The organism is Geminicoccus sp. (assembly GCF_036263595.1).
Classification (GTDB): Bacteria; Pseudomonadota; Alphaproteobacteria; order Geminicoccales; family Geminicoccaceae; genus Geminicoccus.
Genome location: NZ_DATAGQ010000118.1, coordinates 1 through 25,510 on the forward strand (window position 1 = coordinate 1; position 25,510 = coordinate 25,510).

21 protein-coding genes, 1 tRNA gene and 1 pseudogene are annotated in these 25,510 nt (G+C 61.8%); 14 read left to right on the top strand and 9 right to left on the bottom strand.

The features are described 5' to 3' along the window. Positions 1 to 176 precede the first annotated feature (176 nt). The gene (locus VHL31_RS10750) at positions 177 to 377 is read right to left on the bottom strand and encodes a hypothetical protein (protein WP_329661208.1); all 201 of its coding nucleotides are present in this window, start codon (positions 375 to 377) and stop codon (positions 177 to 179) included. Between the two features lie 744 nt (positions 378 to 1,121). Between VHL31_RS10750 and VHL31_RS10755 the strand changes: the two genes are divergently transcribed. The 9 genes and pseudogenes from VHL31_RS10755 to VHL31_RS10795 all read left to right on the top strand — a co-directional run. Continuing rightward, positions 1,122 to 2,378 (top strand): tyrosine-type recombinase/integrase, encoded by a 1,257-nt coding sequence (locus VHL31_RS10755; RefSeq protein ID WP_329661209.1) that lies wholly within the window; start codon positions 1,122 to 1,124, stop codon positions 2,376 to 2,378. Next, positions 2,375 to 2,827: a hypothetical protein gene (locus tag VHL31_RS10760; RefSeq protein ID WP_329661210.1), complete on the top strand. Its 453-nt coding sequence runs from the start codon at positions 2,375 to 2,377 to the stop codon at positions 2,825 to 2,827. The genes VHL31_RS10755 and VHL31_RS10760 overlap by 4 nt, the downstream gene beginning before the upstream one ends. Before the next feature lie 308 nt (positions 2,828 to 3,135). Continuing rightward, a complete protein-coding gene (locus VHL31_RS10765; RefSeq protein WP_329661211.1) occupies positions 3,136 to 5,754 on the top strand; it encodes a hypothetical protein in 2,619 nt (872 codons plus the stop codon). A 439-nt stretch (positions 5,755 to 6,193) separates the two neighbouring features. After that, positions 6,194 to 6,571 carry a hypothetical protein gene (locus VHL31_RS10770; RefSeq protein WP_329661212.1) on the top strand — a complete coding sequence of 126 codons (378 nt, stop codon included), beginning with the start codon at positions 6,194 to 6,196 and terminating at the stop codon, positions 6,569 to 6,571. 292 nt (positions 6,572 to 6,863) lie between these two features. After that, positions 6,864 to 7,250 (top strand): hypothetical protein, encoded by a 387-nt coding sequence (locus VHL31_RS10775; RefSeq protein WP_329661213.1) that lies wholly within the window; start codon positions 6,864 to 6,866, stop codon positions 7,248 to 7,250. Between the two features lie 75 nt (positions 7,251 to 7,325). Beyond that, complete coding sequence (locus VHL31_RS10780; RefSeq protein ID WP_329661214.1) at positions 7,326 to 7,889, top strand: hypothetical protein; 564 nt, start codon at positions 7,326 to 7,328, stop codon at positions 7,887 to 7,889. After that, complete coding sequence (locus tag VHL31_RS10785; RefSeq protein WP_329661215.1) at positions 7,886 to 8,509, top strand: hypothetical protein; 624 nt, start codon at positions 7,886 to 7,888, stop codon at positions 8,507 to 8,509. Before VHL31_RS10780 ends, VHL31_RS10785 begins: the two co-directional genes overlap by 4 nt. A gap of 226 nt (positions 8,510 to 8,735) precedes the next feature. Continuing rightward, positions 8,736 to 9,770: a DUF2971 domain-containing protein gene (locus VHL31_RS10790; protein ID WP_329661216.1), complete on the top strand. Its 1,035-nt coding sequence runs from the start codon at positions 8,736 to 8,738 to the stop codon at positions 9,768 to 9,770. 66 nt (positions 9,771 to 9,836) lie between these two features. Further along, positions 9,837 to 10,417, top strand: a pseudogene (locus VHL31_RS10795) (transposase); the annotation flags it as partial. 8 nt (positions 10,418 to 10,425) lie between these two features. On the opposite strand, the gene VHL31_RS10800 reads toward VHL31_RS10795, so the two are convergent. The 8 genes from VHL31_RS10800 to VHL31_RS10835 all read right to left on the bottom strand — a co-directional run bounded on the left by VHL31_RS10800 (position 10,426) and on the right by VHL31_RS10835 (position 17,646). Next, positions 10,426 to 12,720, bottom strand: a complete 2,295-nt coding sequence (locus tag VHL31_RS10800) for a restriction endonuclease (protein ID WP_329661217.1) — start codon at positions 12,718 to 12,720, stop codon at positions 10,426 to 10,428. Positions 12,721 to 12,910: 190 nt separating this feature from the next. Further along, a complete protein-coding gene (locus VHL31_RS10805) occupies positions 12,911 to 13,234 on the bottom strand; it encodes a hypothetical protein (RefSeq protein ID WP_329661218.1) in 324 nt (107 codons plus the stop codon). Positions 13,235 to 13,581: 347 nt separating this feature from the next. Next, the gene (locus VHL31_RS10810; protein WP_329661219.1) at positions 13,582 to 14,094 is read right to left on the bottom strand and encodes a DUF4411 family protein; all 513 of its coding nucleotides are present in this window, start codon (positions 14,092 to 14,094) and stop codon (positions 13,582 to 13,584) included. Next, on the bottom strand, positions 14,094 to 15,296 hold the full coding sequence (locus VHL31_RS10815) for an XRE family transcriptional regulator (RefSeq protein WP_329661220.1): 1,203 nt from the start codon (positions 15,294 to 15,296) through the stop codon (positions 14,094 to 14,096). Before VHL31_RS10815 ends, VHL31_RS10810 begins: the two co-directional genes overlap by 1 nt. A gap of 419 nt (positions 15,297 to 15,715) precedes the next feature. Then, positions 15,716 to 16,321 carry a hypothetical protein gene (locus tag VHL31_RS10820; RefSeq protein WP_329661221.1) on the bottom strand — a complete coding sequence of 202 codons (606 nt, stop codon included), beginning with the start codon at positions 16,319 to 16,321 and terminating at the stop codon, positions 15,716 to 15,718. A gap of 171 nt (positions 16,322 to 16,492) precedes the next feature. Next, positions 16,493 to 17,263, bottom strand: coding sequence for a hypothetical protein (locus VHL31_RS10825; RefSeq protein ID WP_329661222.1), 771 nt, complete (start codon positions 17,261 to 17,263; stop codon positions 16,493 to 16,495). Between the two features lie 82 nt (positions 17,264 to 17,345). Next, positions 17,346 to 17,421: transfer RNA gene (locus VHL31_RS10830), tRNA-Arg, on the bottom strand. Between the two features lie 75 nt (positions 17,422 to 17,496). Continuing rightward, positions 17,497 to 17,646, bottom strand: coding sequence for a hypothetical protein (locus VHL31_RS10835; RefSeq protein WP_329661223.1), 150 nt, complete (start codon positions 17,644 to 17,646; stop codon positions 17,497 to 17,499). A 121-nt stretch (positions 17,647 to 17,767) separates the two neighbouring features. On the opposite strand from VHL31_RS10835, the gene VHL31_RS10840 reads away from it, so the two are divergent. The 5 genes from VHL31_RS10840 to VHL31_RS10860 all read left to right on the top strand — a co-directional run bounded on the left by VHL31_RS10840 (position 17,768) and on the right by VHL31_RS10860 (position 25,440). After that, positions 17,768 to 19,303, top strand: a complete 1,536-nt coding sequence (locus VHL31_RS10840) for a nitrilase-related carbon-nitrogen hydrolase (protein ID WP_329661224.1) — start codon at positions 17,768 to 17,770, stop codon at positions 19,301 to 19,303. Positions 19,304 to 19,381: 78 nt separating this feature from the next. Further along, positions 19,382 to 21,478: a GumC family protein gene (locus tag VHL31_RS10845; RefSeq protein ID WP_329661225.1), complete on the top strand. Its 2,097-nt coding sequence runs from the start codon at positions 19,382 to 19,384 to the stop codon at positions 21,476 to 21,478. A 145-nt stretch (positions 21,479 to 21,623) separates the two neighbouring features. Next, complete coding sequence (cysS, locus tag VHL31_RS10850) at positions 21,624 to 23,039, top strand: cysteine--tRNA ligase (RefSeq protein WP_329661226.1); 1,416 nt, start codon at positions 21,624 to 21,626, stop codon at positions 23,037 to 23,039. Then, positions 23,036 to 24,643: a citramalate synthase gene (gene cimA / locus VHL31_RS10855; protein WP_329661227.1), complete on the top strand. Its 1,608-nt coding sequence runs from the start codon at positions 23,036 to 23,038 to the stop codon at positions 24,641 to 24,643. Before cysS ends, cimA begins: the two co-directional genes overlap by 4 nt. An 11-nt stretch (positions 24,644 to 24,654) precedes the next feature. Then, positions 24,655 to 25,440: an RNA methyltransferase gene (locus VHL31_RS10860; RefSeq protein WP_329661228.1), complete on the top strand. Its 786-nt coding sequence runs from the start codon at positions 24,655 to 24,657 to the stop codon at positions 25,438 to 25,440. The last annotated feature ends 70 nt before the right edge of the window (positions 25,441 to 25,510 follow it).

The window sequence follows — 25,510 nt, forward strand, 5'->3', positions numbered from 1 at the left end:
GGCGCCGACGCTGGACGGCAGTGATCACCTCGATGCGCGGTGGGGGTCCGTTTGGATCAGAAGCCATGACCTTATCCATAGGCGTATGCCTATGCCTTATCGGCTATCGACCCTGTCCGGTTCAAATGGGGTGCAGTCCACAATGACTGGTGAGTTCTTCATAAGAATCGCAAAGTCTACACGATTCTTGTATTTTTCCGAGAAGTCAGCGTGGTGTTCAGGACAGACTCATCAGGATTGCGATCATCGTATCCCAGAAAGTTCAGGAACGGCAGGATAAGGAAAAGTTTTGTACTTTCTTCATTTCCACAACGTAGTGCGAGTGCAACCATGCGCTGGGTGAAAGTGATGAACCTCTGCCGGAACTCTTCAGACATGCCGCCGCTACCTGCAGATCTTATTGGCCTGTGAAGAAGCTAGCGGTGATGTTGGCGATTGTCACAATGATAGTGACGTGAGGAGCGCCCATTTGAACGACCGCATCCTTGTGGTCACTGCTGACGGACGACGGCAGGCGGATGTTCCCAAGACAATGTCTTGGCAGCCGACGGGGGCGAGATGCTACAGGAGGTTTGCACGAAGTCGGATCAAGAACCGCACGCCTCGTGTTTCCTACCCAATTACTTCGCTGGCCTTATGGTCGCTTAGACGCTCGGTCGATACTAGTCCCCGGAAGCGCCTGATTGGTGCGGTCCTCCAGATATGCCGCTAGAGGGAATGGAAAGCTCACCTGCTTTCGCAGTGGCTCCTCACGCTGGCTATCGAAAAACCAGCCCTGCCTACCTTGACCTCGCCAGAGTTCTCGCGGCGAGGGGCAACCCGTAGATTCACGGGCTCTGCGGTATATAACTGGCACGTAAGCCTGAGGCCCAACGGACCGAGTTCCACTATTCCCCATTTATGGCGCGCCCGAAGAGACTCGAACTCCTAACCTTCTGATCCGTAGTCAGAAGTAGATGATGGTCCCTGACATCGAATGGGACTGAAAGATACAAGACTCCCTATGGTTAGCCTGATAAACCTTCTGACGAGCAGTTCCAGGGATTGCCTCCAGGTACCGTCAGGTACCAACCACTTTGGTCCCTGGCTGGTACCTGAACTTCGTCAGAAGGTCGCCGCAGATGGCATTCTCGACCCAGAAGGACGTGGACAAGCTGGTTGCTCCAGCGGGCAGCACGGACGCGTTCGTCGCCGACAAGATCGTCAAGGGTCTCTACGTCCGCATCCAGGGAAACCGGCGGACCTGGGTCATCCGGTACGACTCGGATGGCAGACGGAAGAAGTATTTGCTCGGAGAGGTGGCCGCCCTCTCCCTGGCTGATGCGCGCAAGAAAGCGGCAGAGGAGATCGGTCGGATCCGCAATGGTGCCGATCCGTTGGCTGAACGGGCAGCCAAGGCCAGCGCCCCAAAGAAGATGACGTTCGGCGACCTCGTCGAGAAATTCATCCGGATCTATGCCGAGAAGAGCCAGAGGCCAAAGACCTTGGTCGAGACTAAGAGGTCCCTGAACGTTCACATGAAGCCGTTGCACGATCTGCCGGTCGACGAAGTGACCCGGAGGCACCTTGCCGAGAGGTTCCAGGCCCTGGTCGAGACGAGCGGTCCGATCATGGCGAACCGGGTCAGAGCAGCAACGTCGACGACGTTCAGCTGGGCGATGAAGCAAGGTCTGGCAGAGACCAACCCGGTGGTCGGGACGGCCCCCCCAGCTGCCGAGAGACGGCGTGATCGAGTTCTGGCTGAGGAAGAGCTTCGACTGATCTGGCATGCCCTGGACGGCTCTGCGGCCGACTACCGCGACATCGTCAGGCTGCTCATTCTCCTTGGCCAGCGCGCCAATGAGGTCGCCGGAATGAGGTGGTCTGAGGTCGACATGGACCGCGCTCTCTGGGTCCTGCCCGCGTCACGGACGAAGAATGCCCGGACGCACGAGGTGCCGCTGCCCGATGCGGCGCTGGCCATCCTGAGGCCTCGTCACGCTGATCGAGATGAGGGTCGTGATCTCGTCTTCGGTCGCAGGGCTGGTCCGTTCTCGGGCTGGTCAGTGGCCAAGGCTCAATTGGACAAGCGGCTGGCGAGCCTTCGGGCGGAGCAGATAGGCAAGAAGAAGACGAACGAGGCGCTCTGGGTCATCCACGATATCAGGCACACCGTGATCACCGGCATGAACGAACTCGCTATCGATCCTCACATTGTTGAAGGCATTGCGAACCACCTGGGGATCGGCAAGCAGGGTGTGGCCGGAGTGTACAACCACGCACAATACCGAGGGCCGAAGAGGGCAGCCCTGGATAAGTGGGCAGCGCACATCGATCAGGTCGCGAACGGCAAGTCCTCGCCCACGAATGTTGTGAAACTCATGAGGGCTGATCGATGAGCGAAGATCCGGACACCGTCGAGGCTGCCGAGAAGATCCGCCTCTTCCGTCTCTGGCGCGATACCGGCAACGAACGCTATCTCCTGGCCGCACAACAGCTGCGTGGAGACGCCCTAACGGAACTCCTCGCGAAGAAGTCGAAGGGGCGGCCCTCCGAGAGTGGCGACTTCCGCCTGCTCCATGATGAGATGCACGAAGCGGTCCAGGGTGGCTTGAAGCCGGCCCAGGCAGCGGGGGAGGTTGTCGACGCTGCTGCCGGTGGCGGGACGCGCGACGCGAAGGCACGGCGGCTGGCCTTAAAGTACCGAATACAAAAGCCGTTCATCGAGCACGTAGCGGCCGTCGTCACCCAGGAGTGCGAAGCGGCCGCAAAGGTTGCGCGGGCGGCTGAGGAGTTCAGGGAGAAAATCGAGGAGGAGCGGGACGAGTCAGAAAAACGCAGGAGTTAACTGACTCGCACCTCCTGAATATATGTGAAGATTGGGCGGCACCCCGAAACCCAGGTGCCCCAGACGGCACCTTGCTAGAGGTGCTAATCAATGTCTCAAAATGTGTTCGCACCAGTCGAGCGCGACCCCGTACTCTCGTTTGGCTTTTTGATTGCCGACCTTGGGTGCAGCAAGAGCACGTTCCATAGGGGACCACGCCACGAGCTTCCCGTGGTCCAGATCTCGCCGCGCCGGTTGGGGGTGCGTAAGAGCGATTTCGACCGCTGGAAGGCCTCGAAGATCCAGGCCCCGGTGCGGGCAGCCTGATCATGGACAGCGAGGACATCGCGCCCGACCCGGTGCTAGCCGGATCGGGCTCTTACGAGGACGCGGCGGAATATAGCGCTGTCCCTCCCACCGACAACAACAACGACAGGACCAAAAAAACCTTCGGCCACCTCGGCAGACGCTTCGGCGTCTGGCTCTCGGAACGCGTTAACGGTCGCGACACGAAGGTTCCGTACCGCGCAACTGGCCAGAAGGACCGCGAGGGCAAGCCTCTCAAGGCGAAGTCCAACGACGCTTCAACCTGGGTTACCCTGGAAGAGGCGATCGAGTTCACCACCCAGCACCCTGGCTACCAGCTTGCTGTCTTCCTTGGTGACCTCGACGACAGAACGATGATCGTTGGCGTCGATCTCGATCTCTGCCGATCCCCGACGACTGGCGAGATCCAGGGTTGGGCACAGGAAGTCATCGACCAATTCGACTCGTACGCGGAAGTTTCGCCATCCGGCACCGGCGTAAAAATCTTCTGCCTCCTCTCCGGCGACCTGCCGCTTCCAGGCGGCAAGCTCGGGAGAGAAGTTACTCTTCCCCATTTCCCCCGCCCCGAAGGATCTGAAGGCTTAGGGCACGAAACTCCGGAAATTGGCCTCTACTTCGCGAAACGGTTCTTTGCAATCGACGGACGAAGCATCAACGGCAAGGCCATCAGCGACGCTACTGAGGCGATACCTTGGCTGATCGAGCGTCTCGACGAACTCAAACAGTCAGCCAGGGGCGATGTGAAGGACAAGAAATGGCTTCGGAAGAAGACTAGCCAGAGGCGGAGCATGCCGGTTGAGGGCGGCGGCACCCCTGGTGAGCTTCCTGACGCCATCAAAAACTTCTTCGCTGCCGACGAGGCGCTGGCTGCCGCATGGCGTGAAGGCACCAAGATCGGGCCCGGCAGTGACGCCAGCGCCTCGGGCCTGGATCTGTCCCTGGCGGTTACCCTGCATCGTGCGGGTCTTCCCTGGGGCGATATTGCTCGAACCTTGAGACTTTACCCTCATGGCCAAATTGGTTCGGGGAACCTCCAAGCCCAGGACGCCACGCGGCGGCTCATCCGCATCCGCGAGGCGATCGAGACCTACGACGAAGTTCGCGGCGACTTGGCTGACGACGAAAGACCGGAGCTCAAGCTGGCTGGCAGCTTCCTTCATGCGGCCGTCGAGAGATGTGAACGAGAACTTGGCGCCCAGGTCGACCAGATCTTTCAGCGCGGTGGGCAGCTGGTGCGGGTCGCGCGTCGAGAGAACATTTCCTCAGGGTCCATCACACGTGCGGCCGGGTCTCTTCAGATCGTCCCCTACGACCAGCCAACGATGAGGGTCACGCTTACGCGGCTGTTGAGGTTCCTCAAGTACGACAAGCGCGCCGAAGATTGGTTTCCCGCCGATTGTCCTCGTGATCTTGCAGAGGCCGTCATCGCTGGGGTGGGTAACTGGCCAAACGTGCGTACCCTGCGGGCGGTTGTTCAGTCGCCGACCATCAAGCCTGACGGGTCGATCCTCTCTCGTCCTGGCTACGACCCGGACACCGGACTCTTCCTCGATCTGGGCGGCATGGTCTTCCCGGAGGTGCCTGACCAGCCAACCAAGGACGAAGCGCTGGCCAGCCTCAAGTACCTCAAGGCGATCGTCCAGGACTTCCCCTTCGCTACCGACGCGGACCGTTCCGCATGGCTGGCTTATCTGATCACCGCCGTCGTCCGAACGATCGTTCGTGCTGCCCCGATGACGCTGATCACGGCACCCGTCATGGCTTCAGGGAAAACACTTCTAGCATCCCTCCCTGGCTATGTCGTGACGGGCAAAGCCCCGTCGATGATGAGCCAGGCCGATGACGTCGAGTCCGAGCGCAAACGTCTCCTGGCTGTCCTGCTAGAGGGCGATGCGCTGGCGGTCATCGACAATGTGGAACGCCCCCTAGGCTCGGATGCGCTCTGTTCGATCCTGACCGAGACTTCTTACCGAGATCGAATTCTGGGCCAGACCAAGACCGTCGAAGTGCCAACCACAACCACATGGTGTGCGACCGGCAACAACCTCGTCATCGCCGGCGACCTCTCGAAACGGACGAGCATGGTCCGGATCGATCCCAAGGTCGAAAGGCCGGAAGAGCGGGAGTTCCCGGTAAATCTTCACGAATGGGTGCCAGCGCACCGTGGGGAGATAGTTGCCGCGATCCTTTGTATCCTGAGAGCGCATGTGGTCGCGGGCCGACCCAGGCCGGAGAACGTCTCGACTTTCGGTCGATACGAGGAATGGGAACGCTGGTGCCGCTTCCCCCTCATCTGGCTGGGCGAGGCGGACCCACTGCTCACCCGTGCCCGGATTGAAGCCAACGATCCGATTAAGGAGCAACTGGGAGCGATCCTGACCGCCTGGACCGCCCGATACGGCACCGGGTCAACGACGGTCGCCCAGGCAGCAGCAGATGCGGTTGGTGACCTGAAGGAGGCGATGCTCGCCATCGCGGGCGAGCGCGGCGAGGTCAACGGTCGCCGCTTGGGTCGGTGGATCGCCAAGCACGAGGGGCGGATCGACGGCGGCCTGAGGTTCGTGAGGATGGAGGAAATCCGCACGGGAATGAGGTGGCGAGTCGAAAGGGCAGCCACATGAACGGGGCGTTTGGTGCGGGTTATGCGGGTTGGGAGGGTTTTCTGAACCCTCTTACGCGAGAGTGTCAGAATACGAATCGACAGATTCAGACACACGGATTCATGAATCAATGTATGACATCTTATAGGAGCAGCGGGCCACAAACCCTCCAGACCCGCAAAACCCGCACCCCACTCCCTGGCTCAGTTCCCGAACGGTGCGCCGGGAGGGATGTGTCGTGAGGTCAATTCCCCCCACAAAATGCGGCTGTCTCAGGTGCGCCGAATCAGCACTCCGAGGCCTGGATATCCTGGGCCGCAACGGCGCCCCTCAGCACCTCATCAACGACGCGCGGGTGGCTGTGAATGCCAACGTTATCACCCACCGGCACCGGCACGGGCCCACGTGCCTGAAGGTTTCCCCGGCCGAATGCGGGTGCACACGGTGCACTGGGCAGCGGATGGCGGAGGTCAACCGGCTCCTGGACCGGGGGTCCGTCCGCGCTGCCGAGAAGGCGCTGGAAGAGGTCAAGATGGCCAGCGAGCGGCACCGGGAGGTGCACACACCGTGGACGTGCCGGGTGCCTCAGCCGGAACCGGTTCGTAGCGCTGGCGCCCCCTATACGCCGTCTCTGGGCATGAATGACGCCGAACGCCTCGCACGTCTGCGCAGGGTCCTGACAGCCATGCCCGAGCGTCGGGCGGACGTGCTTGCCGTGGTCAGGGTCAAGGACAACGACCTCGACCACGTTCTAGCCGGTCGCGCGACCTTTTCCTCGGGGAAGTGGAAGAGGGTGTGGGCGGTTCTGGGTAAGGGAGGGGGTGGGTCAGATCCCTGAGGCCTAGCGTCTTGGACCACATTGGCAGCCGTCATTTCTCAACATCTGTGAATCGGAGAAAACTTAGCTGCAGCTAAGTTTTCTGCTGCCTGTGACCCCCCCGAATCGAACTACCCAGCAACTGCGTAAGCCACTGGCCGGCCTGCACAATTTGGTCAGGCATCACCCGATCACAGCACCAAGCTGGTCATGATCGGGCATCAAGAAAATAACCCTTCGAATACAGACACAGAGGACTTCTAACCCAACTCAAGGGATGGTTCCCGTGTCAAATGCCTCCGCGAACACCCTCTTGGACGACCTGCTCGAAGCTGCCGATGTCGCCAGCGAGCGCCACAGGATCGCGATCCTGGCGGTTACCGACCTTGCCCGAACAGTCGGCGACAGGAAGCGCCAGAAGGCCCTTCACGGGCGGGCGGTCCGAGCGCGGAACAGCCACTACTGCAATGCGGCGGCGATGCTCCCCGGCTTCCCCGGCCAACGCACCGATGCGCTGGCACGGCTGATCGTGAAATATCAGGAGGGGGCATGGAAACGACACGCGCATTGCACCTCGGAGCCTCCCGCCGAAATCATCGGGAAAATTGAGGAACACATTTGGCGGTCGTTGAAGACGGGAGCCAGGGCCATCACGAGTTCTCGGCACCTCGACAACATTCTTTCCCAGGGAAAAAAATAGCATTCCCACTTTCCCTGGTGGGTTCCTATCCTGAGGGCATTAAAATGAAGATCCCTCATTTAGGAGCTTTGAGGCATGTTTACTCGCAAGGAAGACGCGCTGGTCGGCAAGGTGGTCGGCGATCATTATGAGGTTGCCAGGAACCTCTACGATCAGCGCCGTCGTGAACGCCGGGAAGTTGCAGAGCGGCTTGAAGCCGCCAAGATGGCGCTGTCGTCCCACGGCTACGACCGGGACGGCATGGCGCCAGTCGTTCGGGCGAAGACCGAACCCTTCGCCGATATGTCGCCTGCACGCCTGATGCAGCTGATCGTCGAGCTTGAAGACGAAGTCAGGGCCGCCCAGACGGCGATGGTCCAGGCGAAGGCCGCGTTCGAGGCAGTCCGTGCGGTCGAGGCGAGACGACGGGCTGCAGAGGCGACGCCAGCCCACGTGGAAATCGTCCGTGAAATCGCCGACCTAGTCCAGAAGCTCTCCATGGCGGTCGCGCGAGAGAGGGCGATCAGGGGCTCACTGGTCGAAGTTGAAGGGGGACACCTTCTGCCTGACGCCAGCGCGGAGATCGGCACCCTCGCTGATCAGAGCTCGCCGCTGGCGCGGTGGAATTCCCGCCTGCTCATGGCTGGAGCGCTGGCATGAGCAACCTGATCGTTCTCCAGGGCATCGCCCATGTGTTCGAAACCGTTTCCGACCACGACCAGCCCTACAAGTGCCGCCCCTCCGCCTTCCGGATGCACCAACGGGTAGACCTCCTGTTCCAGCATGAGGATCACGGCATGGGCGGCAAGGTGTACGCCACGACCGACGACGGCACCCTGAAGCTCTTCCAGACGACAAAGGCGCTGGCCTTCGAAGCCACCATGCCCATCACCCGGCTGTGCGCCGGGCTGGCGGCAATGGTCCGAAAAGGATGGTGTACGGCAGGTTCGGTCCAGTTCGATCAGTGGACCGGCCCGGTCGAGAACGGAGTCCAGGTGATCGACCGGGCCCGTCTCCTAGACGTGTCGATCGGGTTCAGCGGCCGCTTCCCCGGTACGGTCGTCTGGCTCGATGGCGACGACGAATACCCCTATCAACAGCAGGCTCGCGCCCTGTTCCGCACCGTCAAGGCAGAGGCCGAACGATCCAGAAGTCACCCGTCGTCGCCGATCGCCGCCAGCGCCTCGCGCAGCCATCGCAGCCAAGTTCCCGTAGAAGTCAGCACGCTTTTGGCAAAGGGGCGAAGCTGGTTCAAAGGTGTCGGGGAGTGCACTCGATGACTTGGCCCCAGGTACTCGGCACCGTTCGACTGGCTTGCACCGCATGGACATTTACTGTGGTTCTGCTAGCTTTTCCGTAGAGGAGTAGTTAGACTTCTTTTTCCATATTCCTGCTCGGGGGGTGCTTCTGCATTCCCCATTTTTATGTCCAGGGTCCAGGAGGCCCAGGGAAGCCCGTCAGCGGACGACACGGTTCCGGGTAGAAAAGATACCAGGGATGAGCCGGATGGGGCTCTACGTCGTTTTCTCGGGCTCCCGCTTGCCGCTTGATCCCTGCAAGATATTCTGTGCCACGACGAGAAGACCTGAGAATAGGTTCATGCGTACAAGAGACAAGCCCCTGAAACGCTTCTTGAATGAAGCGAGGGATGAACTGAGTGCGATGCACAAGAGTATCGGCAGCAAGGCCATTGCGAGGGGCAGCCCGGAAGTTCTCTACCACTATACAGATGCGAACGGACTACGTGGCATAGTAGGTAACGGGACCTTGTGGTTAAGCGACATTTACACGATGAACGATCCAAATGAACTCAGGCATGGCATGAGCCTTTGCCTTGAGACATTGCACACGTGTTGTGCCGACAGCGTCATCGAGTTCGGGCCCTACCTGGACGTCTTCGATTCCATCTACATGAACCGGCTTTCTGAGTTCGCGCAGGGCTTCGCCATCTGCTTTTCCGGTGATAGGTCCGTGACGCCTCTGTGGAGCTACTATGGGGACGCACACCAAGGCTTCGCCCTTGGCTTCAGGTCTCGTTCATTGGAGGATGCACTCACCCATGCCATGCGTAAGGACGCGATCAAGTCAGCCCTCACCGTCCTCTACGATGATGCTCTCCTACGAGCTGAGGCAATTGCAGCTTTGCGACTGTTTGCGTCGCTGTTCTGGCGTGCCGGTGCACTTGACCTGACCGAGTACGACCAGAAGAGCTTCATGACCGATGCATCGGTCATGTTCAGTGCCTACTTCGTGCGGCTATCGGCGCTCTTCAAAGATCCGGCATTCGATCATGAACAGGAGTATCGGTTCCTATCGATCTATCCCGAGATGACTCTCATGCGGGCACCACCAAAGGTCCGTGACCGTAACGGCACACCGATCATGTACATCGAAATGGGGTGGAAGAGGTTCGATCCCGACTGCCTCGTGGAGGTCGTTACCGGATCAAGAAACCGGGTGCCAGACGAGGAGATCCGGAGCATCCTTCGGGATGGCCTGGGAGAGGCACGAGCTAACAAGGTCCGGATCGTCAGGCTCTAACAGCAAGGTTCGCTCCCATCGTAGCGATCTCCATCTGCTGATGGGCGTCCTTAGTTGTCGCATCCCTCCGTGTACTGGAGGTTCCGCCGCTTCATTCGCCTGCTCTTGTTCCGCACCATCCACGGCTTGGCGCTGATGCGGGACCGGGGAAGTGTGGTCGGCAAGCCAGCCTGTCCGGCAGCATCCTCGACAGCTAGTCAGTCAAGGCACATCGCGCGGGGCAAATCAACGGCTACGATGGCGGCAAGAAGGTCCTGGGCCGCAAGTGGCCCATAGCGGATGGGCGGCTGCTGATGGTCAACCTCACCAGCGTCGATGTCTCGGACAGTGCTGGCGCCCAGGTGATCCTGGCCGCCATCCGCAAGCGCTAGCCATGGCCGAAGCACCTGTTCGCTGACAGCGCGTATGACCGCGGCAAGCTGATGAGCAAAGCCGCCATTCTCGACTTCGTCGTCGAGGATCATCCGGCGGATCGACCAGAACCTGGCTTCAAGCTCCTGCCGCGCCAGTGGGTGGTGGAACGCACCTTCGGCTGGATGGTCTGCTGGCGCCGCCTGATACGCGACTACCAAGCCAGGCTCAATGTCTCCGAGGCCTTCATCCACGTCGCCATGGGCAGCCTGCTGCTACGCCGCATCAGCCACTGAGCACATTCTCAACTGGGCTCGCCCTTTAGCGACCCGAACATATCAGATACAGCCTGAGCACCAGCACGCTCCTCTCGCCACTGCTGCCTCAGCTCATCCTCCTCCCCTTCGTCATAATAATCATTACTTTCCTTGAAATCTTTTCTTTCTTCCTCCACATTCGCTAGTAGTGAACCTATCTTTACGCCGAGTTCCTTCCGGAACGTTACAAGGTTTTCCGTCAGATTATCGAAATCCTCTAGCGAAAAGCATTCGACAAGCTCCGTGCTGAATATTTCCTTACGAAAATTTCCAAACGCCGAGCGCAACGCGAAATAAGGTTCATCCTTCCTATTTGTAACATCAAATACTGTCAATAGGCACCGAAGCTCTTCCGAACTGCATCCCATAGCCGCCTCTTTGAGAAGGGCGGACCGAACAGAAACCAAAATATGATGATACTTCGCCTGTGATGTTCTGCCGATGGCATCTAGCACTTGCAATACTGCAACCCCATCCTTGATTTCTACTTTCTGCTCAGCCTTCCATTCTTGCTGCAACCGCTCAAATAGTGATTCGATCAAATCTCCAAAACTCGGATGCTCAAGCCTCTCCGCCATGTCGATTAAGGTGCTGAGACGCCGCTCAAACGTTGATCCTCGGTATGCGATGGCTCCGTCACCAAGGTCCACTCTGCGATCCACGAGCATCTGGCGACGAACCGAACTTGTGATCTTAGTAACACCATACCTGATCGAAGTCATAGCTACTATCCCGCCTCTAGCCTTTGTAAATGACCACAGCTGTTCGATCTGGTCAAAGCTAGCTGCACCGACCAAAATATCTACGATATTGTCTGGGTTTGAGCGCAAAACGGTATTCATTAGATCAAGTACCGAGGGATCTAGCACCTCAATGTATTCGGGCCTAGTGATTCTGACAAAGGTTCCCTCTGCCTCGCGAAGAGCCAAGCGGAAGTCTTCTGGGCAACTTCGAAATCCGTAACGTACAGCCCGCACGTAATGCAATGACAAGAACGCACATCTGAGTAAACTCTCACTACTTCTGCCACTCAAAGAAAACATGGCTAACAATAACGACCTAGTTGCATCTGTAATTTCCTGTTCATACGCGTGGCGCCATATTTCCGAAGGATCTTGCAGGAGATCTTGAATGAATGCGCGATACTTATTAACTGGTATGTTTCTAATCCTGCGAAAACTGGCAAGCCACTCAACGAGCCGTGGATTGAACTTTTGGTGTTTGATGATTCTGAAATAGTAATCATCATGCAGAATTTCTTCCTTATACTCTAATGGCAAGTTGCTAAAATATATGTGGTTGTAGAGAATCTGAGCTTTCTGGAAGAGAGAATAGTCAGGGATGCGGAGTAGCACCCGAAGGTCATCTAGGTCTGAGTGACGAAAACGTTCAGAACGTTCCATTGCCTGGAGATATATGTGCTCACGTGTCGTTAAGATGAAGCGCGCGGTAGGTGTCGCACGAACCAACCCAATGAAGCTCAGGAGAGCGCGATCAGTCGTGCTCAGCGCAGATCGATCACCTAAGAATGTAGCTCCCATGAAATCGTCAAAGTAGAATACCTGCTTCACGCCAGTTTGGAAAAGATCTCCGCCTTCCTTTATATCTCGCTCGATGAAAACGGCTTGGTAACCTTTCTCAAGATGCCCATAGAGAAGTAGTTTTGCTAAGGTAGATTTTCCTACCCCTGGGGCGCCAGAGATGATAACTACTCGTCGGTCGGCCAGCATCTTGAGTGCTTGGGGATAGGCACTGCTTGCGACATACCGTCGAGCCTCTTGGTGAACCTCACACGCTTTAAATTCACTTCTAGTAATAGCTGCATTGTGTAAAACCTTGTCTAAGACAGCACGACTAGCTAGCCATAATTTATAATGATTTTGCTCTATCGTAGGATATAGGCCCAGCAAGTTGTTCAAACTCTCCTGACCGAGAACATCGCTGTAGCTTAGAGTGCCGCTTCCCACGAGTTTTATTATGTCATCTTTGTTTTGAGGAGATAGGGGAACGGAGGTAACTAGGACATAACGACGTGGCTGTAGCTTGCGGATCTTCGCGGTCTCGTTCTTCAGTTCTCGCAGGAGTCCATCGAAGCCAGTTCTCAGGTAATGCTTGACTTGAACTATCGTGTTATCTGTTCCCGATGCATAGCGGAGATCGATCCCACCATCCCGGCCGGTTTTGAAGCTTTCGAGAGTAATGTTCCAATGCGCCTGTAGTAGATCACGTGTGAGGACCTCCAGATCATGAGGCGAAAGCTGGTGAAAATCATAGTCTGGCATTAGAAGTCTCAGCGTGAGGCACTTGAGGCATTACTACCACTACCAACCTTACAGCTAGCTTGGCTGCACATTCTGCCGTTCGAACTCCCGATTCACGTACTAAGCCAATGTTCGAACCGATGTTCTTGAGACCTTGGAACTCTTTGGCTGCACTTATCAGCGTTAAAAACCGAACGTCGATTGGCTATGGCTATGGGTTGTTTCCCAGACCCAGCGTGATCATCGTCGAGTCGCTCAGGGTCGTGAAGACCGCCACAAAGTCCCCAGGCTCGCCTCCAGAGTAGACGGCATCGGGAGCCGCTTGGGCAAGTTGGTCGCTATGATAAAGATCCACCTTGGTACCTGGCCGACCCTCAGGCGTGTAAGTCTCCTTCAACTCGGCGCCCTCAGGCAAAAGGGGCACAACGATCTCCCGTGCCTCACTCAGGCTGGTGCTCGGGAACCTGATCCCGACGATGTCTGCGAGCTTCCCTCCGAGCGACATAACCTCAAAGCGGCTGTCGTAGAGGGTCATGTAGCCTTTTTCCTCGGCTGGATATGCTGCTTGCCAAGCACTGAGAGGATCGCCAAGTCTCGGCTGGGAAGAAGCTCCATGTGCCGATCCCAGAGACAACGATAGGAAGCCAGAGGTCGCCGCTACCAAGAACGTCCTGATCATGGGGATCAACCTAAGCCTCCCGGTGTTATTTGACACAGTGCGCAGGCTAGCTGGCCACGCACTCATGCCGTCTGGGTGTACTTGTGCCGCCTTAGCTCAGGGAGGTCCATATCGATCGGGGCAGCCAACGGCATGTGCAGTTAGACCGACGAACTACTTCCAGGTCCGTAACAGCCGCTCTGTCGGTCGAGGAACGAGCCAACCTATGGCCGCCAGCGCGTCGAGAACCTGAGCAGCCGGAGCATCTGGAACGTGTGGTGGCAGTTCACCCCGGCCCGGGTGCAGGCATCGGGGATCCGCCGGTTCTGGGCCTGTAACCTCGGCTTGGACGTCTCTGTCGTCACGACACAGCGGTTGGCTGGATCAGCCAAAGCATGGGCAATTAAAAACGGATCCCGCCCCAGTTGGTCGATCTGATCGTCCGTCAGGTCGGGTGCGTAACCTTCATGCAGAACCCGGACAACGAGATCCCCGTCGACCTCTGTGTTCAGCAGGAGCGCGTCCTTGCTCTCCGGCTCCTGGGCCCAATCGTACAAGGGATCGGTTCCACGGGTCGGCTTCCCGTCTTCGATCTCCTCATAGTTCTCGATAGCCATCTTGATGACGCCTAGACGTCCTTGGTGCCTGAGCCAGCCCCAGAACTCGGGAACCACATCGAGGGGATAGTACTGATCGTGTGCCGTGATAAGGACGTTGGCATCGATCAGATACAGCATCAGGCCGCGGGCCTGGAAGTCAGCCCACCAGTTCCGAGCAGGACCGGAACCTGTCGTGGCTTGATGCCCAGCACCCTGCTCGCCTTAGTGGGCGTCAAGGAGCCCTCCTGAAGGTTCTCCGCCACTACCCGGAGCAGTGCCGTTCCCAGCCGATGGCGCCGCACCACATAGAAGTTCGGACCGCCCTTCTTCTCCTTTGCCTCCCGCTGAGGCACACGCCGCCGCTGGTTGTCCACCTCGATACGCTCGACGATTCTGTTCCAGGTCGCTTCCGAGATGACCCCCGACCGGAACAGGCGGTACGCGACCAGCCGCCGGCTGAGGAGCCGATCACTGGCGAATTCGCCGATCCTTCCCAGGATCTCATCCTCACCTGCTTCTCGGCGGATCTCCAACTGGGACAGTTCCGCCGGCGGCAGAAGCGTCATGCTCGCAACGTCGTTACAGAACTTCTCGGTTTGGCTTTCGGCGCGCCCGCCACTGACACCGCTTGCCCCGATCCAGAGGTGTGCAAGCTCATGCAACAGGGTGAAAGACCATGCTGCCTTCGCATCCTGATCGTTGATGACGATGAACGGAGCGATCTTGTCGGCAAGGGCGAAGCCGCGGAAGGCCTTCACGGGAATCGCGGAGTGGTGGCTTCCCAGGTTGCCGATGAGCAGCACGAAGATCCCCATCGCCTCGACCTTCGACCGGAGCAGGGCAAACGCGGCGTCAGGAGTATCCTGGGACCGGAACTCCGTCAGGTCGAACCCGACTGTCCGGCGGATGGAAGCCACGACAGTGTCGACTCCGTCCTCAATGCGGCAGGATCCGATGAAGGGCATGGACGGTGGGTCGTCGCTTTCCTCCAGCATGCTGCGGACCATGCTCTGCCGGGCCTTCACGTCCCTGAGCACCGCATCGACGAGGGCATCCGACGCTGGGTCACGATCTGGCAAGTTCCGGAAGTCCTGCCCCCTCTCCCCCTCCCTTGGTGGCTCCTTGAGGTAGAAGGTCAGCAGGGGCCGCCTGTAGACCTTCACCATCTTCAGGAGGAGCGGCCGCGTTACCTGGGCCATCCCCTCCTCAAGCGCCGTGATCTGTTCGCTACCAGCGCCGCGTCGTCCGTCCTTGAGGTCCAGCTTCCGGGCAGCCTCAGCCTGGGAGAGCCCTGCCTTCTCGCGAGCCCACTTCAGGATGCCTGGCTGAATGTTCGGCATGTTGGTGACCTAGGCGAACGAACCGACAGAGCTACCGGCTCCTGGGCAGTGAATGGTCCAGATGACCTATCCGGGCCTCTCTATTGAGTAGTGCATCTCGGGAGAGATCTGAAGACTGGAAGATTGGGGCACCTGTGTAGGACGATCCAGATGTAGGCATCATCCAGACGCTCTCCTGACAGAGCCGTAGAAGCCGCTGAGGACTCAACTGGTCCCTTCAGATCCAACAGCTCGGCGGAACACTGGCTCGATTCGCTCCACCTCTTGGTCGGTGGCAGCCACCAGCGTCGTCTTGTCCAGCGCTATGTGACTTGTGGTCTTTTCGATGATGAAGGCTCAGGGGAAGCCCGCCAGCGGCCGATTGAATGTTTGGGCTATGGGATATGCCTAGGTGCCAGATCGGACTTCTGGGGGCCCTCCTAGCCCACTTCTCGATTAGTAACAGCTCTCAACCGCCCCCACATCCTGGACCTTAGCGGCTTAGGATTAAGCTGTTCATTGATGACTTGGATTGCCCTGTCAATTTCGCCCAAGAACAGAAGAATAAGCGGCTTCAATATAACAAAAATCTTGGGAGGAACCGCGTAATACTCATCGCCCGCCGACCCTATTCGCCCATCTTTAAGTGCATCCTCAATAGTATTAGCTAAATATTGATCATACCGTTTGATATAGCGATAAGCTTGTATAATGGCCTGCGCAGCATCCTTTCCGACTAATCCTACACGGCCAAGATTTGCTTTGTATATAACGGGCTCATCAAGATGCTTTGGAATGACGTGACAGTCGTGTTCCTCGGCATATTGGAGCATTGAGGTGAAGTCATCCCGAAAGCGGTCTAGCTCTGCACTGATCGAGGCCAGCAAGCTATCTCGCTCGCCTTGATCCTTCAGCTTGAGGAGATTGCGGTCCTTCCGACCGGATAGCCAAATGGTGAGCGCCACGCCGCTGAAACCGACTATGCTGCCGACCAGCGTTTGCCACTCCTTCACCCAGGAGAGGTCCATGCCGAAGAGGTTTGCCATGTCGTTCACCGGCACCCACTAGGCATGGCGAGGACCGACCTTGTTTGGTTCGTGTGCGTGATCGGATCCTAAGAGGTTTCTTTAGCAGCGGCACTGGCTGCATCTGAGGAAGCTGCCGAACCAGTTGCCGGCCTTCTTCTTCGGTCTTCTCACCGCTTCGTCAGCAATAATCTATTTCGCCTCATGCCTTGCAAGGGCATCGACAAGCGGGTGGCTCAAGCCGGTTTCGACTGGAGAGCCTGTCATCGTGGACAACGAGATAGGCCTTCCCAGCTTTCTTAGCCCTCCCCCACTGCTGACCAACGTGTCGATCCCTCCAAGCCCGGGTGCTAGCGGGTACCGGTCCAGGTGCGAGCCAACCACCAAGGATCGCAAGGCAGCGATGTCGCGCTGGTTCTCGCTGACGGTGGCGACCAAGCTTTCCAGCTGGGCCCGATCGACTGCTGCTCGATCTACATCAGGATTTTCGATTGCTGCCAGCGCGGCGGCTATAGGATTGTTTGGCCGGAACCCTTCTCGCGAGATCACTTCCTCCTGCACCTTCAGCGCCTCGATGAAAGCATCAACTTCCTCTACCCTTTCGTAGTTGAAGCGGATGTTGCGTTGATCGATGACGTCGAATGGTGTGGTCTCGCCGACCTTGATGATCTCCAGCACTTTGCGCTGGCTCTGGTGGGCGACTGCCAGTTCGTAAAACGCGTTGGGGTTGCCGAATGAGAGGTCGGCAACGATCAGGTCAGCGGTACGGATACGACGGACGATGTCCTCGAAGATGCGACCAGGATGTCCTTCATCTGCACGCTGAACTACATAGGTAGGTTCTAGCGCGCCCTTGATAGCAAAACGGACCCAATCGGCATGGCGCCGACGTTCAGACCCAGCTTCCCCAATCGGGCCGATGATGAAGCAAACCCTCTGCTGTGGCGCTTCCTTGTCTGGCACGTTCCACCGCCGCTCTGGTCCCTAGCTGGTACCTAAGCTTCAGGGACCAGGGACCATCTTGCCGCTAAGTCTTTGATTTAATTGGCGCGCCCGAAGAGACTCGAACTCCTAACCTTCTGATCCGTAGTCAGATGCTCTATCCATTGAGCTACGGGCGCGCGGCCGGCGATACGGCGTGGCGGGGTGATAGCGCCGCGGCGGGCGGGACGCAACCCGCTCCGATGACAAAAAAATCAGCGCTGCGTCGCGTCGTGGATGGCGTCCTGCGTCGCCTCGTGGGCGTTCTCCTCCGCCTGCTCGGTCGAGGTCGGGCCGACGATCATGCGGACCAGGACCGGGGTCAGCAGCAGGATCAGCAGGGCCAGGATGACGGGGGGACGCATCGACGGAACTCCTATGGCGGACGATGGCCGCTTCGTAGCGGCCGGGCGCGGAAATGAGAAGACATGGCCGCCGGCCCGAGGGCATATCGCTCCGCCCTGCCCTGTGCCCGCACGGAGCTTCATGTCCCCGACCCGCCTCAGGATCGCCCTGGCCCAGCTCAACCCCACGCTCGGCGACGTCCCGCGCAACGCCGACAGTGTCCGCCTCGCCCGTGCCGCCGCCGCGGCGGACGGTGCGGACCTGCTGGTCTGCCCGGAGCTGGCGCTGCTGGGCGCGCCACTCGGCGATCTCGGCCGCGACGATGTCCTGCTCGACGAGGCTGCCGCCGCCTTGGACGCGCTGTGCCAGGAGACGGCTGATGGCGGACCGGCCATCCTGCTGGGGCTGCCCTTGCGCCCGGCACCGGGTGCTACGCCGTGCAACGCGGTGGCGCTGCTGGCGGGCGGACGGCTGGTCGGCTGGCGGGCGAAGACGGTGCTCTCCTGGGCAGCCGGGTTCGACGAGCCGCGGATCTTCGCACCCGGGCCGGTGCCGGGGCCGATCGCGCTGCCGCGTGACGACGGCGCGCCGATTCGGCTGGGGGTGATCGTCGGCACCGACATGGAATCGCCGGATGTTGCGGAAGCGCTGGCGGAAACGGGTGCCGAGGTCCTGATCGTGGTCGCGGCCGCCCCGTTCGCGCCGGACCAGTTCGACGTCCGCCAGCAGCTGGCGGTCCAGCGCGTGGCCGAGACCGGGCTGCCGCTGGTCCTGGTCAATGCCTGGGGCGGCCAGGATGGGATCGTGTTCGAGGGCGCGTCCTTCGCACTGGATGCGGACTGCCGGCTCGTGGCCCTGGCCCCGATGTTCCAGGCCAGCCTCCTCGCCACCGGCTGGGAGCGGCACGAGGATGGTCCGCTGCTGCCGACCGCGCCCGCCGGGCGCACGGCGCCATGGGAGGGGCCGGCCGCCATCTACCGCGCCGTCATGCTGGGGCTGGCCGACCAGGCGTTGAAGGGCGGCTGGACGGACGTATCGGTGCGGCTGGACGGCAGCCTGGCCTCCCTGCTTACCATCCTGATCGCCGCGGATTCGGTTGGCCCCTCCCGGGTGCATGCGCTCGCCATGCCCGGACCATCCACATCCCGGGCGGACCTGAATGATGCGATCGCCGCCGCCCGCCGCCTCGGCATCGACGTCCGGACCGTGCCCATCGCCCCGGTGCTGGACAGCTGGAGGGAGCTGATGGCGACGCTGCCGGGTGGCGGACAGGAGGCGTCCGACAGCGCCCAGTTGCATCACGCGATCCTGGCCGCCGCCGCCTGGCAGGCCGGCTGGATGCTCCTGGACATCTCGACCAGGCCCGATCTGGCCTTGGGCACGACCCTGCCCTGCGGCGATCTGGCGGTGCTGGGCGATCTCCGGCAGGCCGACCTGAAGGACCTCGCAAGCTGGCGCCAGGCCCACAACTCGCTGCCCTGGGCGATCGACGGTGCCGATCTCCTGCCGGCGCGGCTGCTGGACCAGGAAGACGCCGTCGCCGAGCCGACGCTGGCCGAGGGGATCCGCCAGCGGAGGGCGGCACCGCCGGTCGTCAGGCTGTCCACCACCTCGTTCGGCCATGATCGTCGCTTTCCCGCTGCCTGGCGTCGTTCCTCTTCAGGTAGCAGTGTCTGACAAAATCTCCTGTATAGGTTGATAATCCACAGCAGCCGGCTATGCTTCGTTCCACTTCCCGAGCGAGGCAGGCGGAGCATGAACCAGGTCCAGGCGCAGCGCAGTCCGGCCGGCATGGCGGGTACGGAGCCCGCCGGCATCATCGACCAGCTGCGCATCCTGCGCCGCCGCTGGCCCGTGATCCTCGGCATGACCGCGATCGGCCTTGGCGCCAGCCTGGGTACGGCGCGGCTGATCACGCCGGTCTTCGTGGCCAGGACGGAGGTGATCTACGAGCCCGTCAGCAATGGCGGCCTGGACGGCCTGGAACAGGTGGTGGCAGCGCCCGAGGGCGGGACCCTGGACAGCCAGGTCCAGCAGATCGCCTCGCATGCGCTGGCCAGGGAAGTCGTGCAGCGGCTGGGGCTGGACCAGGATCCGGAGCTTTCCGTCGGCAGCCTCGCGCCGGCCTGGGCGAGCGGCGCTCCTGTCGAGCTGGAGGCGCTGGATGCGACCGTCCCGGTGGAGCCGCTGGAGCCCTCGGCCCGCCTGCTGGACGCCTTTCTCGCCCGGCTCCAGGTGGCGCGCGAGGGCAAGAGCCATGTGATCGCGATCACATGGCGCTCGACCGATCCCGCCAAGGCCGCCGCCGTCGCCAACGAGGTGGCCCTGGGCTTCGTCACCAGCCGCATCGCCGAGAAGCACGCGGCGGCCGAGCGCGCCACGCAGCGCTTGCAGCAGCGCCGGGACGGGCTGCGTGCCGCCATGTTCGAGGCAGAAGCCCGCCTCAACCTCGCCCGCACCACCTCCCAGCCGATCCTGACCGCAGCCCTGGGCGCCGGCGAGGATCAGATCGGCACCCTGTCGCGCCAGCTCGTGGACGCGAAGATGGATGCTGGCACCCGCTCGGTCCGGGTGCGGCGCCTGAAGGAAGCCGTCAGCCGCGGCGAGACGATCATGGTCGGCGTCGACCAAGGCCGCTCCGTGGTGTTCCAGAACCTGATGGCGCGGGAGACCGACAGTGCTCGCGAGGAGGGCGAGCTGCTCGCCCAGTACGGGGACAGGCATCCGCTGGTCGTCGACCTGCGCAGCCGGCGCGGCGAGCTCGCCCGCAAGATCCGCGCCGAGCAGCGCCGGATGCTCGACGAGATGGAACTGGAGGCCCAGGTGGCCCAGTCCCGGGCCGACGACCTGGCCAGCCAGATCGAGGCCATCAAGGGCAGCACCGCCGGTCTGGTCCGAAGCCGCCAGGAGATCGCAGGCCTCGAAGACGATCTGCGCGCGAGGCGCGTGGCCTTCGAGAGCTTCGACATGAGGTTCCTGGAGATCACCCAGCGCCTGGCCGACCAGGCGCCCGATGCCCGGATCGTGTCCGAGGCCACGCCGCCCTCGGCCCCGGTGTTTCCCAGGCAGGGCGCCTTCATGGCTGTCGGCGGCAGCGTCTCTTTCCTGCTGGCCGGCCTGTTCGTCTGGCTGACCGAGGCCCGTGACCGTTCGGTCCGCACCGCCCGCGACCTGGAAAGGATCACAAGCCTTGCGACGATCGCCATGGTGCCGCGCCTGGTCCGCAAGAACGAGCGGCTGCGCCCACACGACGTCCCGCTCGACCAGCCCCTTGGCCGCTACGGCGAGGCGCTGCGCGACATGCTGGCCACGCTGACCCAGCGGTTCGACCGGCCGCAGGGGCGCGGCTGCTCGGTCCTGATCACCTCGGCCGTGCCCGACGAAGGCAAGACGACCACCGCCATCTCCCTGGCACGCATGGCTGCGGCCGAAGGACTGAAGGTCGTGCTGATCGACGGCGACCTGCGCCACCCCTCCGTGCTCGGCCGTCTCGGCCTGGACAAGGGCCCGGGCCTCCAGGAGATCCTGCAGGGCAAGGCGACCCTGGAGCAGGCATTGCGCACCGACCCTCGCTCCGGCCTGCAGATCCTGCCGGGCAGCAGCGCCGGCCGCACCGCGCTCGCCAGCCAGAGCGGCGAGCGGCTGCGCCAGGTCGTCCACTCGCTCACGCGCGACGTGGACATGGTGGTGGTGGACGCGGCTCCCGCCCTGGCCGTGGCGGAACTGCGCGACGTCCGGGCACCCTTGGCCGGCTGCGTGCTGACCGCAGTCGACCTGAAGAAGCAGCCGCTCTACGGCCTGGACGATCGCAGCTTCGCCTATGTGCGGCATGCGAGATACTACGCGTCCTGACGATCCGAGCGCCCGGACGGGGCTGCGGCCTGCATCGATCCTGGATACGCAGGGGAGTTCCTGATATCCACGCGGCGGCGCGCCGGGGCTCTTTCGGCGCGAAGGGTAATTGCGCCCGCAAGCGATCCTGCCGGAAGCTCCGTTCTTGTCGCCGACCCTGACCCTCCACGACACCGCGACCCGCAAGAAGCGGCCGTTCGCGCCGATCCGCCCGGACCGTGTGGGTCTCTATGTCTGTGGCCCCACGGTCTACGACCGGATCCATATCGGCAACGCCCGGCCGCTGATCGTCTTCGACGTGCTGAACCGGCTGCTGCGCCACCTCTTCAGGGAGGTGACCTATGTCCGCAACATCACCGATGTCGACGACAAGATCATGGCGCGTGCCGCCGAGAGCGGCATCCCGATCGACGAGATGACCCGGACCACCACGGAACAGTTCCAGGCGGACGCCCTGGCTATTGGCTGCACGCCGCCCGACCACGAGCCGCGCGCCACCGAGCACATCGCCGGCATGCTCCGCCTGATCGGGCAATTGATCGAGAACGGCCATGCCTATGCGGCGGACGGCCACGTGCTGTTCCACGTGCCGTCCTTTCCGGAGTACGGACGGCTGTCCGGGCGCGACCGGGACGAGCAGATCGCCGGCGCCCGAGTCGACGTGGCTCCCTACAAGCGCGACCCGGCCGATTTCGTGCTGTGGAAGCCATCGGCGGACGACCAGCCCGGCTGGCCCAGCCCCTGGGGCCGTGGCCGACCTGGCTGGCATATCGAGTGCTCCGCGATGTCCGAGCACCATCTGGGCACGCCGTTCGACATCCATGGCGGCGGCATCGACCTGGTGTTTCCCCATCACGAGAACGAGATCGCCCAGACCCGCTGCGCGCACGGACAGGGCAGCATGGCGAACTTCTGGCTGCACAACGGCTTTGTGACCGTGAATGGCGAGAAGATGGCCAAGTCGCTGGGCAACTTCACGACGGTCGAGGACGCGCTCGCCATGGCGCCGGGCGAGGCCCTGCGCCTTTGGACGCTCGGGACCCATTACCGCTCGCCGCTCGACTTCAGCCGCGAAGGCCTGGAGCGGGCCAAGGCGACGCTCGACCGCTTCTACGGCGCCCTGGCCCGTGTTCGTGCAAACGACACGAACGAACCCGAGCGGGACGATCCGCACGAACGAACCCGAGCGCCATCGAATCGCATGAACGAACCCGAGCCAGCCCTGGTCGAAGCCTTGTGCGACGACCTGAACACGCCCAGGGCGCTGGCCGTGCTGCACGACCTGCTGGGACGCCTCAATCGCACGAACGAACCCGAGGATCGCGCGACCCTCGTGGCATCGGGGGCGCTGCTGGGCTTGCTGCAGGACGAGCCGGAGGCTTGGCTGAAGGGCGGCAGCGCGGACGAGGGCAGCGAGATCGAGGCGGCGATCGCAGCACGCCTGGCCGCGCGCAAGGCCCGCAACTTCGCCGAGGCCGACCGGATCCGCGCGGACCTCTCCGCCAGGGGCATCATCCTGGAGGATGGTCCCGGCGGCACCACCTGGCGGAGGGCGTCATGACCACCGAGCGCATCTGGCTCTATGACACGACGCTGCGCGACGGCGCCCAGACCCAGGGCGTCGACTTCTCCGTCGGCGACAAGACCAAGATCGCCCGCCTGCTGGACGAGCTCGGCATCGACTATGTCGAGGGTGGCTGGCCGGGCGCCAATCCGACCGACGACCAGTTCTTCGCCAAGCCGCCGGCCCTGGCGCGTGCCACCTTCACCGCGTTCGGCATGACCCGCCGGGCCGGCCGCTCGGCCGACAACGACCCGGTGCTCTCGCCGCTCCTGCGCGGTCCGGCCAGGGCGGTCACCCTGGTCGGCAAGTCCTCGCGCGAGCAGGTCGAGGAGGCGCTGGGCATCGAGCCCGACGAGAACCTGCGCATGATCGCCGATTCGATCACGGCCCTGGTCGGCCGCGGCAAGGAAGCGATCTTCGACGCCGAGCATTTTTTCGACGGCTGGAAGAAGGACCCGGGCTACGGCCGTGCCGCGCTCGAGGCGGCCCTTGCCGCCGGTGCCCGCTGGATCGTGCTCTGCGACACCAATGGCGGCGCCCTGCCCCACGAGGTCGCGGCGATCACCCGTCAGGTCGTGGCCTTCGTCCCGCCTGAACGCCTGGGCATCCACACCCATGACGATACCGGCAACGCGGTCGCCAACTCGATTGCCGCCGTGCGCGAGGGAGCCCGGCAGGTCCAGGGCACGCTGAACGGCCTGGGCGAGCGCTGCGGCAACGCGAACCTGGTGACGCTCATCCCCACACTGATGCTCAAGATGGGCTTCCAGACGGGCGTGAGCCGCGAAGGCATGAAGCGGCTGACCCAGATCAGCCGCACCTTCGACGAGCGCCTGAACCGCACGCCGAACCGGCACGCGCCCTATGTCGGCGCCTCCGCTTTCGCTCACAAGGCGGGACTGCACGCCTCGGCCGTGGCCAAGGACCCACGCTTCTACGAACATCTCGACCCGGCCTTGGTCGGCAACACCCGCGACGTGCTGGTCTCCGACCAGGCCGGCCGCTCCAACCTGATGGCGCGCTTTGCCGAGATGGGTCTGGCGATCTCGCCCACGGCCGAGCAGGTGCAGGACCTCCTGCGCGTCATCAAGGAGCGCGAGGCCGAGGGCTGGGCCTATGACGGTGCGGCTGCCAGCTTCGAGGTGCTGGTGCGGCGCTCGCTTGGCCTCCTGCCGAACTTCTTTGAGCTGCAGCGCTTCCGCGTGATCAACGAGCGCCGCTTCGATGGCCAGAGTCAGGCCATCGACCTGTCCGAGGCCAGCATCAAGGTCGCCGCGGAAGGCCATGTCTTCCATACGGTGGCCGAGGGCAACGGCCCGGTGAACGCGCTCGACACGGCGCTGCGCTCGGCGCTGGGTCACATCTACCCCTGCCTGCGTGACATGCAGCTGGTCGACTACAAGGTCCGCATCCTTACGCCGCGGGCCGGCACCGCTGCCGTGACCCGCGTGATCATCGAGAGCGCTGATGAGGATGGCCGGGTCTGGCAGACGGTGGGCGTGTCGGGGAACATCATCGACGCATCCTATGCCGCCTTGTGCGACGCCATCGTCTGGAAGCTGGTGACCGAGCAGCGGCAGTCCGCTGCCCAGGCTGCCTGAGAAGATCGAACATGTCGTTCCGTTCCAAGACATTGCGTGGTGGCGTGGAAGTTCTGGGTGAGGCTCCGGTCGTCATTCTGAGCCGCCCGCAGATGGCCGAGAACGTCGGCACGGCCGCCCGCGCCATGCTGAACTTCGGAGTCTACGAGCTACGCCTGGTGGCCCCGGCCTTCGGATGGCCGAACGCCAAGGCCCTCATGGCGGCTTCGGGCGCCAACGAGGTGCTGAACCGCATGGAGATCTTCCAGGATCTCCCGTCCGCCCTCCACGACATCCAGACGCTCTACGCCACGACGGCCCGCGGCCGCGACCTGACCAAGCCGGTCCTGGAAGCCGAGGCGGCCGCCCAGGCGGCGCACCAGTCCATCGCCGACGGACGCCGCGTCGCCTACCTGTTTGGCCCGGAGCGGACCGGCCTGGAGAACGACGAGGTCGCGCTGGCCGACGCCATCCTGACGATCCCGGTCAACCCCTACTTCCCGTCCCTGAACCTCGCCCAGGCCGTGCTCCTCGCATCCTACGAGTGGCACCGGCAGCGCCCTGATCGCCCGCTGGTGCCGAGCGACGACAAGACCCTGCCGGCGTCGAAGGCCGACGTGCATCGTCTGCACGAGGCGTTGATGGTCGAGTTGGACGAGGTCGACTTCTTCAAGACCGCCGAGCGCCGCCGCACCTTCGCGCTGACCATCGAGACCATGCTGGAGCGCCGCAGCTTCACCACCTCCGAGATTCACCTGTTCCGGGGCATCGTGAAGGAACTGGTGACCGGCCGGCGGCGCAGGGAAGGTGCGGCTTGACATCTGTGCGCTGGTGGCTATACGTCGCCGCCACGCTGCTCCGAGACATGAGCGGCGGTGTTTTTGTCGT